The sequence below is a fragment of the Enterococcus casseliflavus genome, assembly GCF_029215545.1.
Lineage (GTDB): Bacteria > Bacillota > Bacilli > Lactobacillales > Enterococcaceae > Enterococcus_D > Enterococcus_D casseliflavus.
In genome coordinates, this window is record NZ_CP119393.1 from 17,336 (window position 1) to 32,500 (window position 15,165).

At 44.9% G+C, this 15,165-nt stretch carries 10 protein-coding genes, 1 rRNA gene and 1 other annotated feature (1 of these 12 running past the window's edge); of the genes, 5 read left to right on the forward strand and 6 right to left on the reverse strand.

All coding sequences use genetic code 11. The features are described from left to right. Positions 1–6 precede the first annotated feature (6 nt). The 3 genes from ychF to guaB all read left to right on the forward strand — a co-directional run bounded on the left by ychF (position 7) and on the right by guaB (position 3,558). Positions 7–1,107, forward strand: coding sequence for a redox-regulated ATPase YchF (ychF, locus tag P0G38_RS00110; protein ID WP_005226252.1), 1,101 nt, complete (start codon positions 7–9; stop codon positions 1,105–1,107). 71 nt (positions 1,108–1,178) lie between these two features. Beyond that, complete coding sequence (locus P0G38_RS00115) at positions 1,179–1,871, forward strand: DUF1129 domain-containing protein (protein ID WP_005226251.1); 693 nt, start codon at positions 1,179–1,181, stop codon at positions 1,869–1,871. Positions 1,872–2,073: 202 nt separating this feature from the next. Beyond that, positions 2,074–3,558 carry an IMP dehydrogenase gene (gene guaB / locus P0G38_RS00120; RefSeq protein ID WP_005226250.1) on the forward strand — a complete coding sequence of 495 codons (1,485 nt, stop codon included), beginning with the start codon at positions 2,074–2,076 and terminating at the stop codon, positions 3,556–3,558. A gap of 157 nt (positions 3,559–3,715) precedes the next feature. Here the strand turns inward: guaB and P0G38_RS00125 are convergent, their stop codons facing one another. Further along, positions 3,716–6,421, reverse strand: coding sequence for an FtsX-like permease family protein (locus tag P0G38_RS00125; protein ID WP_275853499.1), 2,706 nt, complete (start codon positions 6,419–6,421; stop codon positions 3,716–3,718). A 9-nt stretch (positions 6,422–6,430) separates the two neighbouring features. Continuing rightward, positions 6,431–7,132, reverse strand: coding sequence for an ABC transporter ATP-binding protein (locus tag P0G38_RS00130; protein WP_010748457.1), 702 nt, complete (start codon positions 7,130–7,132; stop codon positions 6,431–6,433). 85 nt (positions 7,133–7,217) lie between these two features. On the opposite strand from P0G38_RS00130, the gene P0G38_RS00135 reads away from it, so the two are divergent. After that, positions 7,218–7,844 carry a TetR/AcrR family transcriptional regulator gene (locus tag P0G38_RS00135; protein WP_060791711.1) on the forward strand — a complete coding sequence of 209 codons (627 nt, stop codon included), beginning with the start codon at positions 7,218–7,220 and terminating at the stop codon, positions 7,842–7,844. Positions 7,845–7,914: 70 nt separating this feature from the next. On the opposite strand, the gene P0G38_RS00140 is transcribed toward P0G38_RS00135, so the two are convergent. From P0G38_RS00140 to croR, 4 genes are all read right to left on the reverse strand, one after another. Then, on the reverse strand, positions 7,915–9,435 hold the full coding sequence (locus tag P0G38_RS00140) for a polysaccharide deacetylase family protein (RefSeq protein ID WP_275853503.1): 1,521 nt from the start codon (positions 9,433–9,435) through the stop codon (positions 7,915–7,917). A gap of 290 nt (positions 9,436–9,725) precedes the next feature. Beyond that, positions 9,726–11,003, reverse strand: coding sequence for a serine--tRNA ligase (gene serS / locus P0G38_RS00145; RefSeq protein ID WP_074535542.1), 1,278 nt, complete (start codon positions 11,001–11,003; stop codon positions 9,726–9,728). A 58-nt stretch (positions 11,004–11,061) separates the two neighbouring features. Then, positions 11,062–11,260: a binding site (T-box leader), on the reverse strand. A 35-nt stretch (positions 11,261–11,295) separates the two neighbouring features. Beyond that, positions 11,296–12,504, reverse strand: coding sequence for a sensor histidine kinase (locus P0G38_RS00150; RefSeq protein WP_005226244.1), 1,209 nt, complete (start codon positions 12,502–12,504; stop codon positions 11,296–11,298). Continuing rightward, positions 12,494–13,183, reverse strand: coding sequence for a response regulator transcription factor CroR (gene croR / locus P0G38_RS00155; RefSeq protein ID WP_008376963.1), 690 nt, complete (start codon positions 13,181–13,183; stop codon positions 12,494–12,496). Before croR ends, P0G38_RS00150 begins: the two co-directional genes overlap by 11 nt. Positions 13,184–13,898: 715 nt before the next feature. On the opposite strand from croR, the gene P0G38_RS00160 reads away from it, so the two are divergent. Beyond that, positions 13,899–15,165 (forward strand): 16S ribosomal RNA (locus P0G38_RS00160) (it continues 292 nt past the right edge of the window).

The following is a 15,165-nucleotide window of genomic DNA, read 5'->3' on the forward strand; positions in this document are numbered from 1 at the left end:
TGAAGCATGGCGTTAACTGCCGGAATCGTTGGATTGCCAAATGTGGGCAAATCTACTTTATTTAATGCAATAACCAAAGCAGGAGCAGAAGCCGCAAACTATCCGTTTGCGACGATCGATCCGAATGTAGGAATGGTGGAAGTGCCAGATTGGCGCTTACAGCGTTTAACAGAATTAGTCCGTCCGAAAAAGACAGTCCCAACCACCTTTGAATTTACGGATATTGCTGGAATCGTCCGCGGTGCCAGCAAAGGGGAAGGATTAGGGAACCAATTTTTGAGCCATATCCGCCAAGTGGATGCGATCTGTCATGTCGTTCGTTGTTTCGACGACGACAACATCACCCACGTGGAAGGCCGCGTGGACCCATTAGCTGATATCGACACCATCAACTTGGAGTTGGTTTTAGCGGATTTAGAATCCGTCAACAAGCGTTATACTCGGGTCGCCAAAATTGCCAAAACCAAAGACAAAGATGCGGTTGCGGAACTGGCCGTTCTTGATAAAATCAAACCGGTCCTAGAAGAAGGGATCTCAGCTCGTTCGATCGAATTTACAGATGAAGAACAGCGCATCGTCAAAAGTTTGTTTTTACTAACGACCAAACCAGTTTTATACGTTGCCAACGTAGCAGAAGAAGACGTGGCAGACTATGAAACCAATGACTATGTCAACAAAGTGAAGGAATTTGCAGCGAGCGAAAATGCGGAAGTGATCGTCATCAGTGCTCGTGCCGAAGAAGAGATCGCTGAGCTGGAAGAAGAAGACAAAGCAGAGTTTTTAGAAGCATTAGGAATTGAAGAATCAGGGTTGGATCAATTGATTCGTGCCGCCTATGATTTATTGGGTCTAGCAACGTACTTTACCGCTGGTGAACAAGAAGTGCGTGCGTGGACGTTCCGCAAAGGCATCAAAGCACCGCAAGCAGCGGGGATCATCCATACGGACTTTGAGCGCGGCTTTATTCGTGCGGAAACTGTTTCCTTTGAAGATCTGAACCAATACGGCACGATGCAAGCGGCCAAAGAAGCCGGTCGGGTACGTTTGGAAGGAAAAGATTATGTCGTGCAAGATGGCGACGTGATGTTGTTCCGTTTTAACGTATAAAGGGCTTTCTTCCCAGTGAATTTGTGGTAAAATGTCCATTGTGAAGAAAACGCAGAAGGGAGAATCAATTCATGGAACCAGAAACTCTGCGAAATTATGTTTCCGAAAATCGTGAATTAGAACAACAATTAACAAAACGAAACCAACAATATATATTTGATTTAAAAAAATCGCTAGAGGCAGCCAACCTTTCTGAAGAAGAAAAAACGATTGCCTTGCATGAGATGCTGCCTGTCTTAGTCAAAGAACAAAAAGGCGGCAAAACGGCGCGCCAATTATTTGGTACAGTGTCTGAACGCACCGAAGCCATCATCAACAAACCCGTTGAGCAAAAAGAATCCGGCCCCTTCTTGATGTGGTTGGATAACACCTTGCTGATTTTAGGGATCTTTGGCTTGATGTTAGGGGTCATGGGGATCTTTACTAGAGGACAAGCACAACCTTATGGCTTATTGACCCTCTTCTTAATGGCGATGCTTGCTGGTTGGGTCTTCTACTTGATGTACAAATACATGTATCAATATGAACGCCCAGGTGCCGATAAGAGCAAACGGCCGAAGATGTGGAAGATCATTTTGATTTTAGTCGCAGCCTTCATGCTATGGATCGTTGTGATCTCGCTTTCTGCGATGATCCAACCACCATTGAATCCACAAGTGGACCCTGTGATCGAAGCTTTGATCGGGGCAGTGGCATTAGCCGCGAAGTACTACTTGAAACGCAAATACAATATCATCAGCAGTCTGTCTGTTCCTAGAGGCTGATGGCTACACGTTGATCGTGCGCCTTCTTTTGTTAAAAAAGACCGCACGATCAGCGTGTTTTTTTAGAAAAAATGGCGAATTATGAGATTTGACCAAAGGTTTGAAGAGGATTATTAAGAAAGCTTTCCGAATGGTTGACTTATGAAAAAATCTTTGCTATTTTTTTTAAAATACCTAAAAACTTTAAGGAGTGGTTACAAAAATGTCCAACTGGGAAACCAAATTTGTAAAAAAAGGGTTAACGTTTGATGATGTCTTATTGATTCCGGCAGAAAGTCACGTCTTGCCAAATGACGTGGATATGAAAGTGCAGCTTGCCCCGAATATTACACTAAATATTCCAATCATAAGTGCCAGTATGGATACCGTAACTGATAGTAAAATGGCGATCTCAATGGCGCGTCAAGGCGGACTTGGCGTAATTCACAAAAACATGAGTATCGCAGCGCAAGCAGATGAAGTGCGCAAAGTAAAACGTTCTGAAAGCGGCGTGATCATCGATCCGTTTTTCTTAACACCAAGTCACTTAGTTGCTGATGCAGAACATTTGATGAGCAAGTACCGCATCAGCGGGGTACCGATCGTAGAAACGATGGAAAACCGCAAACTAGTCGGTATCATCACGAACCGCGACATGCGTTTTGTCACGGATTATACGATGCCGATCAATGATGTGATGACCAAAGACCAATTGATCACAGCACCTGTCGGTACGTCGTTGAAAGACGCTGAAAAAATCTTACAACAACACAAGATCGAAAAATTACCGATCGTTGATGAAGCAGGGATCTTAAGCGGTTTGATCACTATCAAAGATATTGAAAAAGTGATCGAATTCCCGAATGCAGCCAAAGACACGCATGGACGTCTATTAGTGGCAGCGGCAGTCGGTGTTACCAGCGATACCTTTGAACGAGCACAAGCTTTATTGGATGCAGGCGTGGACGCGATCGTTATTGATACTGCCCACGGACACAGTGCGGGTGTTTTACGCAAAATCTCTGAAATTCGTGCGCATTTCCCAGAAGCGACATTGATTGCTGGAAATGTTGCCACTGCAGAAGGCACGAAAGCATTGTATGATGCTGGTGTCGATGTCGTAAAAGTTGGGATCGGTCCAGGCTCGATCTGTACTACTCGGGTGGTAGCCGGTGTCGGAGTTCCTCAATTGACCGCGATCTATGATGCAGCCTCTGTGGCACGTCAATACGGCAAAGCAATCATTGCCGATGGTGGGATCAAATACTCTGGGGATATCGTCAAAGCTTTAGCAGCTGGCGGACATGCCGTAATGCTAGGCAGCATGTTGGCAGGAACCGATGAATCACCAGGTGAATTTGAAATCTATCAAGGCCGACGCTTCAAAACGTACCGCGGAATGGGTTCACTGGGGGCAATGGAAAAAGGCTCCAGCGACCGTTACTTCCAAGGTGGCGTAAACGAAGCCAACAAATTGGTTCCAGAAGGCATTGAAGGGCGTGTCGCTTATAAAGGCAGCGTTTCTGATATCATCTTCCAAATGATCGGCGGCTTGAAATCAGGGATGGGTTATGTCGGTGCTGGCAATCTACAGCAATTACGTGATGAAGCACAATTCATCCAAATGAGCGGCAACGGACTAAAAGAATCACATCCCCACGATGTTCAAATCACGAAAGAAGCACCAAACTACTCTGTAAAATCATAAAATGTTTCACGTGAAAACCAACGCCCCCTCTGTTCAAAAGCGGACAGGGGGGATTATTTGTTCAAAAAAGGACGTCACTCTCAGCTATCTAGGCAAGAGTGGCGTCCTTTTCTTTAAAATCACTGCTGGATGATCAGCAAATCGCTTTAGCAGCAGCTTATTCGTTTGATTTCAACGCATCGATCATGTTGACATGAGTCAGTTTTACATGGGTGACGTACATCACGATGATCGTAAAGAGAATCGTCATGCCGCCGGCTAAAGCATAAGCCGGCCAATTGATCACTAATGGAAAGACCATGTTTTCCATCGAAGCTTGGATCAAAATAAAGTCAGTCAAGAAGTAACCTACCACGTAGCCAGCGAGAATCCCAAATAACGTAAAGACGATATTTTCCCGTACGATGTACATGGTGACTTCTTTATTGTAAAACCCTAATACTTTAATAGTAGAAAGCTCGCGAATCCGCTCGGAAACATTGATGTTGGTCAAGTTATACAAGACGACAAAGGCTAATGCCCCTGATAGTACAACTAAGATCAAGACAATGGAGTTCAAGTTGCCCATCGAATCATCCTGCATTTTGATCTGAGTGGAAAGGAACGTCGTGTTTTTGACTTTGTCGGTATCTAACAAGGCTGTTGATAAAGCTTCCTCTTGTTTTTTCGTCATCGTCTTGCTTTTGACTAAGAACGCATTCGGTTCAAAGGCACTGTCGGTGATTTCTTCGTAAAGAGTCGGTGACAGATACAGAGAATTGCCTAAATAGTTTTCTGGGATGCCGCTGATAGGTACTTCAAAAGCTTCTTGATCGCTAGTATAGAAGGTCAATGTATCCCCAACCTGCAGATCATACAATTCTGCGTATTTCATAGTCAGTACGGCGCCTTCTGTTAATGGCAGCTTCTGCCCTTCCGTCGTTTTCAAATGGACATAGTCGGTAAAAGCTTCTTGATCTGCCGGAACCATCAAGGTCAAACTTTGTTTTCCTTGGTTAGCTGGTCGAATCTCGATCGTTTCATTGTAGACTAGCATCGAATGGGTCACAAGAGGATCGTCTGTTAAAACCGTTTCAGCGGCAGCAACGGTTTCTTCCTTCGCATCATTTAAGGTCACGACGGCTTGATAATCCGTAATGGGCCCAAATTGTTTCGCAGTCACAGCACTTAAGGAATCTTTCAACCCAACGCCTGCCACCATCAGTCCCGTACAGCCGGCGATGCCAATGATTGCCATGATCATTCGCGATTTGTAGCGGAAGATGTTACGGAAGCTGACTTTTTGATTGAAGCTTAAACGTGACCATAAGGGTGTAATGGCCTCTAATAAAATCCGTTTCCCAGGTTTTGGCGCCCGAACTTGCAGTAGCTGGGCAGGTTTTTCCCGCAATTCTTTGATCAAAACAAAGAGGCAAGCACCGAGCGTCGCCAGTAAAAAGGCGATCGCGGCCAAAATAATTGGCGACCAGACATAATAGACGCGAATCCCGTCTAAAAGATACCGTTCGCTGGATAGAAAATAAATCAAACGCGGCAACAGTTCCGTCCCTAATACGGCACCACTGATAATGCCAATGGCCGAAGACAGGAGGGCATAAATCAAATATTTAAGGGAGATCTCGACTTTGCCATAGCCCATCGCTTTTAAGGTACCGATCTCTTTGCGGTTTTCTTCTACCATCCGCGTCAGTGTCGTAAAGGTGATCAACGCAGCGATAAAGAAAAAGAAGACAGGGAACACATTGGCGATCGCTGCGATACGATCAGACAGCCCACCATATTCTTGGAAACCGGGGTTGTCTTTGCGTTGATTGTAAAGATACGTAGGTTCTGCCAAGTCTTCGATCTCTGTACGTTTTTCTGCCAGTGTTTGTTGGGCATCGGTTAGTTCTTGTTGCTGTTCCTCTAATTGGGTTTGCTGCCGAGTCAACTCTTCTTCCCCAGCGGTCAATTGGCCTTCGAGGGCTGCTTGTTGTACGGGCGGCAGCTGTGCCAGGGTGGCTTGCTGTTGTTCTAGTTCCGCTTTGGCCTGATCTAGTTGGGCTTGTCCCTCAGCTAACTGTTTTTGTCCATCGCGGACTTCTTTTTCTGCAGGCGCTAATTCATCAAAAGCATCTTGCTGAATTTCTGCTAAGCGTTCTTTAGGGCGATCCGCAAACAGTTCCTCAATCGTTTCTTGATGGGCTGCCATCTTGTCGGTGTACGCATCGGAGTATGTTTCAAGGCCTGCGACATCATCAAAGGCGAGATAAAGGATCGATTTGACCTCCATCTTGAACTGTTCTTCCGGTACATAAGCAAAATACGTCACGACACCGCTGCCGACATTCGCATAGCCACGTTCGGCAGCACTGATATAAATGGGAGAGGTGGCGAACCCAACGACCGTATAGTCTTTGTCCGACAGATTATCGGCATCATCGATCGTAAAAGTATCCCCTATTTGCCAGCCATAATTTTTTGCTTCGGTGTCCAGCACGATTTCATCGGCTTTTTCTGGCAGTCGGCCGTCCTTCACCAGTAGCTGGTTGAGTTCCTGTGAGGGATCATAAGAGGTCACTTGCACGACTTCATCTGAATTGGCAGCGTAATAAAATTGATAGGCGGCTTCTGTGTGCGCACCGCTTTTTTCCGCCGCATCAATGTCGTCCTCCGTCAATCCCAGCGTGGAAGTGACTTGCAGATCTGCTAAATGCTGACCGTTGACATATTCACTCGCGGAATGATTCAGGATCGGTCCCGTCGCTTTGACACCGACAAAGAGAAACGTTCCTAAAAAAATGATCAAGGTGATTGCGATAAAGCGACCTTTTGATTGGCGAATCTCCCGCAAACTTGCTTTAAGATAGGTTTTATTTTTCATCAGATCCTCCTACCAAACGATTTCATCGATCGAGATTGGATGAGGATTCTCTTCAATGGAACGGACAGTGGCATCGTTGATATGGATCACCCGATCGGCAATCGGGGCAATGGCGCTGTTATGGGTAATGATCAACACCGTATTGCCGTTTTTCCGACTGGCGTTTTGCAAAAGCTTCAACACTTGTTTGCCTGTTTCAAAATCCAGCGCACCGGTTGGTTCATCGCATAATAGCAATTTCGGGTTTTTGGCTAACGCCCGAGCGATCGATACCCGCTGCTGTTCCCCACCAGAGAGCTGCGAAGGAAAGTTGTTTTTACGGTTTTCTAACCCGACTTGTGCTAAGACTTCATCAGGATCGAGTGCATTCGGTGAGACTTCTGTTGCCAATTCAATGTTTTCTTTCGCTGTCAGGTTCGGCACCAAATTATAAAATTGGAAGACGAACCCGACGTCTTTGCGGCGGTATTCCGTCAGCTGTTTGTCGTTAAACTTCGCGATATCGACATTGTCGATAATGATTTGTCCTTCATCTGGCGAATCCATCCCGCCTAAAATATTCAAAACGGTCGATTTTCCTGCACCACTGGGGCCAAGGATCACCACTAATTCGCCTTCTTCAATGGCAAAGGAAAGATCGTTGTTGGCAGTGATGGTGGTTTCGCCCATCTGATAGCGTTTATATTCATTCTTTACTTCAACATAACTCATTAATAAAGCCTCCATTTTTTAAACACGTGTTGATTTAATCACATGGTGTTAGTATACTAAGAAAGAAAAGTAAGAGCAATCCTCAATGCTTACGTATTTGTCATTAAATAGACAAATATTGATCAAATGTACAGAGAAAAGGGGAAACGATATGGTGGGGACTGTGGGGAATCGTCGAACGATCTACTCGAAAAAAGTGATCCGACGCGCCTTTCAGGAGTTATTGTTGGAAAAAGAGTACCGCAAAATCACGATCAAAGAGATTGCGGAACGAGCCGATATCAACCGGGGAACATTTTATAAATATTATAAGGATACGGCCGCTTTGTTGGAGGAGATCGAAGGGGAGCTTGTTGAGCAGATCGCATCGAACTTGCAGCAGGAAAATTTGTCATTGGATCTTTGGTTGGAAAAGCTGTTGACGATTTTGTATGAGAATCCTAGTACGACCCATTTGATTTTGTTAAACAACAGCCATTTGCTGAATCTTTTGTTGTCAGAGATCAAACCGGAGACCTTGAAACGGTTTGCCCAATACTTTCAAGATGCTTCCGAGGAAGAATTGGAACTGTGTCTTAGCTTTTTTGTCTGCGGGTCTATCGGGTTGATCGAACGCTGGCTCAAAGATTTCTCAACGATGCCGCCAAAAGCTGTCGCTGAACTGTTGATCCAAATTTTTGTGACTAATGTATATGAGGATAAGAAGGGCTAAAAAAAGAGGGAACGATCCAATAACCAAAAAGGAACGCAGCAAGAGACAATTTGCTGCGTTCCTTTTTTATTTAGTCAACGAGGCGCTCGTCGTTCATCCCAAAGTATTGATGCAATGGTTTTTGCCGTGCTTCTAATAATTGATCGACAGTCACGAATTCGTAGCCTTCGTTTTTGAGCATTTTAATGACTCCCGGTACGGCTTTCACAGATTTCGGGTGAATATCATGGATCAAGATCATGGCACCATTAAAGACATTTTGTTGCACCAAGGCATTGATCTTCTTCGGATCCTTCAATTTCCAGTCTTGAGAATCGATGTCCCATTGAATGATCGGCATGCCAATGGTTTCTGCGCTTTGTTTGTCGATAGCGCCATAAGGGGGCCGTAAATTTCTAGGTAGTAAACCCGTCGCATTATAAATGGCTTTGTTGGTTTTTGTGACTTCTGCCTGCAAATCTTCCGCTGAAAGAGTATTCAGCTGCGGATGAGAGTAAGAATGACTGGCGATCTCGTGTCCAGCTTCTTGGACTTTTTTAGCAGCTTGCGGATATTGCTCTACCATTTGTCCCAGCATAAAGAAGGTCGCTTTAACGTCATTTTCTTGTAAGATGTTCAACAGATCCATGGTGGAGGTACTGTTGGGTCCATCATCAAAGGTCAATGCCACGTATTTTTTATTGGGGTCTAAACTTGGCAAGGCATTGTTGAGTTGGTCAGCAGCCACGAGATCAGGATCAATGAATGGGGCGATCTCGCTGTAAGGCAGGGTGATTTCCGTCGCTCCCGTCTGATTTTTTGGCAATTCGATGGTCAGCTTCTCTGGATCGTAAGTAAATTTCGAATCGAAGGTGATCCGCTCCATGGCCAAGACGGCGTCGATGATTTTGGCGGGTTCTTTGGCTTGATCCAGCAGTTTCTGCTGAATGACTTGTTGAATACCTAATAAGCTGCCTTCATCAGGAACCAGTTCTTTCAAAGACAATTCGGTTTGCGTCTTCTCTGATACGAAGATCGGTGCATCCGTTAGGCTGTCCGCATCTTCAAAACGTCCGGTTTCTCGATTCCACACATAGCTGTCGGCTTTCAATGAATAAGTAGACACCTTTGAAGCCGCTGCTTGTGCTTGGATGCGGGCAACGGTGACGACTTCTTTATTCGTTTGTTTTTTACGCAAGTGATCAGCGGCTTCTGTCAACCGTTCTTTGATATCTTTGATGGGAAACGTATCAAGGTCTTGCGGGCGGTAGATCAATTCTTTGGTTGCGCCTTTGGAGAGCACTTCAGGCGTTGTTTTTAACCCATTTTGACTTTGTTCTGCTTGGATTGATGCCAGTAATTTCTCCGCAGCCGCCTCATATTTTTCTTGGGCTGCGACTTCTTGCTGGTGTAACGTGTAAAGGATTGAGCCAGCCGTCGCGATCAAAACGATCAATAATAAGGCGAATAAGGAAAAAATTGCTTTTCGATACGGCTTCTTTCTCGAGGGTGGTCCTTTCGGTCTTTCTTCAGCTGACGCTGTTCGTTTTTGATTATTGTTTGGTTTCTTGTGCAAGTCACTCCGACGGGCATAGGTCTTTCGTTCGGGCATTGGTGAAGCTCCCTTCATTCCATCCTAAATTATGCCCACGTTACCATAAGTCACAGGTACTTTCAACGATCATGCCCGGTTTCTGATAGAGACTTAAAAAGATGAAGGGATTTTTCTAATTATTCATTTAAAAATTACAGCCTTGTTGCGTTGTTTCTCTTGCAAGAAATGATCAAGGGCGTTAGGGGGTCTTTTGCAACCACTATCTATTAGGTGAACTAGAAAACCCCTTCGTAACAGATCACGTGGAGTGACTGTTACGAAGGGGGTGCAATTAAGGGTGCTAAGGCTTAGGCTTTTTCGATTTTTGTCAGTCCGCCCATGTAAGGAACCAGAACTTCTGGTACCGTTACACTGCCGTCTTCGTTTTGATAATTTTCAAGCACTGCGGCTACCGTCCGACCGACAGCCAGACCAGAACCATTTAGTGTATGCATGTAGTGAATCTTGCCCTCTTGATCGCGGTAACGGATCATGGCACGGCGTGCTTGGAAATCTTCACAGTTTGAGCAAGAGCTGATCTCACGATACATTTCCTGAGCAGGGATCCATACCTCTAAATCATAGGTCTTCGCAGCAGAAAAGCCCATATCTCCTGTACACAAGCTAAGCACTCGGTAAGGTAAGTTGAGTTTTTGCAAAATATCTTCGGCATTAGCCGTCATCTTTTCTAATTCTTCATAAGAATGGTCAGCATCACTGAATTTCACCATTTCAACTTTATTGAATTGGTGCAGACGAATCAAGCCGCGGGTATCACGACCAGCGCTGCCAGCTTCTGAACGAAATGATGGGCTCAAGGCAGTGAAGTAGGCAGGGAGCTGTTCTTGTTCTAAGATTTCCCCTTGATAGTAATTGGTCAAAGGTACTTCAGCAGTTGGAATCAAAGTCAAATCCGTATCTGCCAATTGGAAAACATCTTCTTTGAACTTTGGAAATTGCCCCGTGCCAAACATTGCTTGGCTATTGACGATATAAGGGGTGATCATCTCGGTATAGCCATGCTCATAGACATGCTGATCCAGCATGAAGTTGTATAAGGCACGTTCCAAACGAGCACCTAAGCCTTTGTAGTAAACAAAGCGGCTGCCAGAAACTTTGGCGCCACGCTCAAAGTCGAGGATCCCCAACTCTTCAGCGATCTCCCAATGCGGTTTTGGTTCAAAGGCAAAGGCTTTTGGTTCTGCCCAGCGGCGGATTTCTACATTGTCGTCTTCATCCTTGCCCACTGGAACAGAATCATTTGGCAAATTCGGCAATGTCGTGGCGATCTCTTTGATGTCTTCATCAATTTGAGCGATCTCTTCATCCAATTGCTTGATTTGGCTGCCGACTTCTTTCATTTGGGCAATTTTATCAGCCGCGTCTTCTTTTGCCCGTTTCAAGGCAGCGATCTCACCAGAAACATCGTTGCGCAATTTCTTGCGTTCTTCCGTTTGGACTAAGAGTTCTCTGCGACGTTCGTCAAGCGTTAAAAAGCGGTCCAATACTTCTTTTTGTACGCCTCGTGTTGCGAGTTTGCTTTGTACTTCAGCAAAATTTTGGCGAATCATTTTTACATCTAACATAGTGATACATCCTCCTTTGATTTTTTCCATAGAAAAAAGGCCATTCCGATCCCGTGTTGCTTGGGACGAAATGACCATTCGCGGTGCCACCCAAGTTCAGCTTGCGCTGCCCTTGCTGCTCGTATCGTGAGCCAACGATTTTTCTTTCGAAAAATACACGTTAAAGAACTGGATTCTATTTTTTCCAACACTGATTTTCACCAACCATCAGCTCTCTTTACTAGATGAAAAAAATATACTAGGTTCTGTGCCTTGATTATTTTCTTTAGCATACCCAAAAAATGTTGGGGCGTCAACCATAGGTTTGTGTGTTGGACAAATTGTTGCGCTTCAACGGGAGATGAATAATAAAGGATGTCCATTCTGGCGTTGATTTGGCATAGATATAGCCGCCATGTAAGGCGACGATGCTTTGAGCGATCGCTAGACCTAAGCCAGTTCCTCCTGTTTCTTGAGAGCGGGATTCTTCCACTCGGTAGAAACGGTCGAATAGAGAATCAAGGGCTTGCTTAGGGATCATCTGCCCATTGTTTTTGACGGTTAAGATCGCTTCGGTTCCGACTTTCTCGACCTCCATGCGGATCTTATCGGCGCCTTTGCCGTATTTCAAGGCATTTGACAGCAGGTTGTTGAAAACTCGCACCAGTTTTTCGGTATCACCATCCATTTCGATATGCTCTGGACGGGTGTAGGTCTCGATCTTGATGCCTTTTCGGCTAGCTTCTAATTCAAAGTCCGCCGCCAATTGTTCAACCAGCTGGGCCATATCGAATTCCATCACATTAATGGGCACGCTAGGCTGACGCACTTTCGTGTATTCAAACAAATCATCGACGAGGGATTTCATTTGTTTGGCTTTGACATACGCCGTATGAGTATATTTCAGCAATTCTTCTTCCGAATGGTATTGTCGATCTTCAATTAGACCTAAGTAGCCGATGATCGAAGTCAATGGTGTCCGAATGTCATGACTGACATTGGTGATCAGCTCATCTTTGGATTGCTCGATCCGCCGTTCATCTTCGATCGCCGCCACCGTACTGTCGACTAAGCCATTGATATTAGAAACGATCCGACTTAAATCGCCCCGTAACTCGAAGGGGATGCGATGATCGTAGTTGCCTTCTGCGATAAAGTGCAGCTCGCTGATAATGTGACGTAGCTGCATTTGATGGTAACGACGAATCAAACGCCAATATAAGACGATCACATCTAATAGGAAGAACATCGGTAGAATGAAGTTACGACCACTGCGGAAGATATCTGTGTTGAAGGCAGCCGTGAACGCATTCTTTGATTCATAGATCGCTTCGACTAAAACCGGTGAGTTTTCTCGTATTGAGGTCAAGATGACCAAAATAGCGACATTTAATAGAAGTAAAAGAACAATCGTTACAATTCCTTCAGCAAATAACTCACTGATTTCCTTTGAGGTCAACGTGATCCGTTTCTTTTTTTCGATTGGTGTGTTGCGCTTTTTTTCAGTTGGTTTACTTCGCATCTATTTTGTAGCCGACCCCCCATACTGTTTGGATGACTTTTTCACCATCCGTGGCTTCTTCGATCTTATCTCGCAAGTGACTGACATGGACCATCACTGTTTTGGCAGAAACGACACTTTCTTGTTTCCAAACTCGTTCAAAAATCTCATCGGCGCTAAAGACACGGTTGGGATGCGATGCCAATAAGTAGAGGATGCCAAATTCTAATGCGGTCAATTGGATCTCATTGCCATCCACCGTTTTTACTTCATGGGAATCGCGGTTGATGATAAGTGAGCTTACTTCCAGAATCTCTGGTTGATTTGAAGCAGCCTGCATCTTGGTTCTTCTCAATAACGATTTTACCCGTGCCATGACTTCTAATGGATTGAAAGGTTTGGTGACATAATCATCAGCACCGGCGACCAATCCACGAATCTTATCCATATCGGTTGTTTTAGCGGTCAACATAATAATGGGGATTTGGGATTCTTTTCTCAATTCTTTGACGACTTGCATGCCGTCCATTTCAGGCATCATGATATCTAAGATCAATAGCTCGATATCAGAAGTGGTGCGAATCTTGGTCAGTGCTTCTTTTCCATCGTATGCTTTGACCGATTCATAGCCTTCATTGTGTAAGTAAATGCTTAATAGTTCTACGATCTCTTTGTCATCATCTGCTACAAGTATTTTCATACTGGGTCCTCCTAGGAACAATATTCTTTTCTCCATTTTAGCAAATATTCCACAAAATAGATAAAATCATACTTAAATTTATAAGAATGATAGGAATTAAGAAAACACAAAAAGGAAAAAGACGAACGATAGGCTAATAATAACGGAAAAAGTCCTTAAAAAAGGCGGAAATCACGGACTAAAAATCACGAATCATCTTTGGAAACGGAGTAACTAGAAACGTTGGTCTATCAATCATTTTATGGTTGACGAATAGCACAAGTCTTGGTATATTATTACATGTGCCAAATGACTAAATGAATTCCTAAAAAGAATTGAAAAAAGTAGTTGACGCACAGCTCGACAGATGATATTATAACGAAGTCGCAATTTTAAAACAGTTAATTGATGTTGATACATCAACAAAATTAATTGAAAAAAGTTGTTGACAAATAACAAATCATTTGTTATTCTAATTAAGTCGCTGAGACAGCCGCTACGAAGTTGAAAAACAACGAGCGAAAAAAACTTTTTAAAAAAGAGTTGACAATTAAATGTCACTCTGATATGATATAAAAGTTGCTAACACAGCACGGTAGACCTTTGAAAACTGAACAAAGCAAGCAAACGAACCAATGTGTAGGACGTTTCAATTTATTGAAACAAATACATGCAAGCAATAGCTAGCAAAGTTAATTTTTATGAGCTTAATGACCGTATGGTCATTCAAACAAATCATTATGAGAGTTTGATCCTGGCTCAGGACGAACGCTGGCGGCGTGCCTAATACATGCAAGTCGAACGCTTTTTCTTTCACCGGAGCTTGCTCCACCGAAAGAAAAAGAGTGGCGAACGGGTGAGTAACACGTGGGTAACCTGCCCATCAGAAGGGGATAACACTTGGAAACAGGTGCTAATACCGTATAACACTATTTTCCGCATGGAAGAAAGTTGAAAGGCGCTTTTGCGTCACTGATGGATGGACCCGCGGTGCATTAGCTAGTTGGTGAGGTAACGGCTCACCAAGGCAACGATGCATAGCCGACCTGAGAGGGTGATCGGCCACACTGGGACTGAGACACGGCCCAGACTCCTACGGGAGGCAGCAGTAGGGAATCTTCGGCAATGGACGAAAGTCTGACCGAGCAACGCCGCGTGAGTGAAGAAGGTTTTCGGATCGTAAAACTCTGTTGTTAGAGAAGAACAAGGATGAGAGTAAAATGTTCATCCCTTGACGGTATCTAACCAGAAAGCCACGGCTAACTACGTGCCAGCAGCCGCGGTAATACGTAGGTGGCAAGCGTTGTCCGGATTTATTGGGCGTAAAGCGAGCGCAGGCGGTTTCTTAAGTCTGATGTGAAAGCCCCCGGCTCAACCGGGGAGGGTCATTGGAAACTGGGAGACTTGAGTGCAGAAGAGGAGAGTGGAATTCCATGTGTAGCGGTGAAATGCGTAGATATATGGAGGAACACCAGTGGCGAAGGCGGCTCTCTGGTCTGTAACTGACGCTGAGGCTCGAAAGCGTGGGGAGCGAACAGGATTAGATACCCTGGTAGTCCACGCCGTAAACGATGAGTGCTAAGTGTTGGAGGGTTTCCGCCCTTCAGTGCTGCAGCAAACGCATTAAGCACTCCGCCTGGGGAGTACGACCGCAAGGTTGAAACTCAAAGGAATTGACGGGGGCCCGCACAAGCGGTGGAGCATGTGGTTTAATTCGAAGCAACGCGAAGAACCTTACCAGGTCTTGACATCCTTTGACCACTCTAGAGATAGAGCTTCCCCTTCGGGGGCAAAGTGACAGGTGGTGCATGGTTGTCGTCAGCTCGTGTCGTGAGATGTTGGGTTAAGTCCCGCAACGAGCGCAACCCTTATTGTTAGTTGCCATCATTTAGTTGGGCACTCTAGCGAGACTGCCGGTGACAAACCGGAGGAAGGTGGGGATGACGTCAAATCATCATGCCCCTTATGACCTGGGCTACACACGTGCTACAATGGGAAGTACA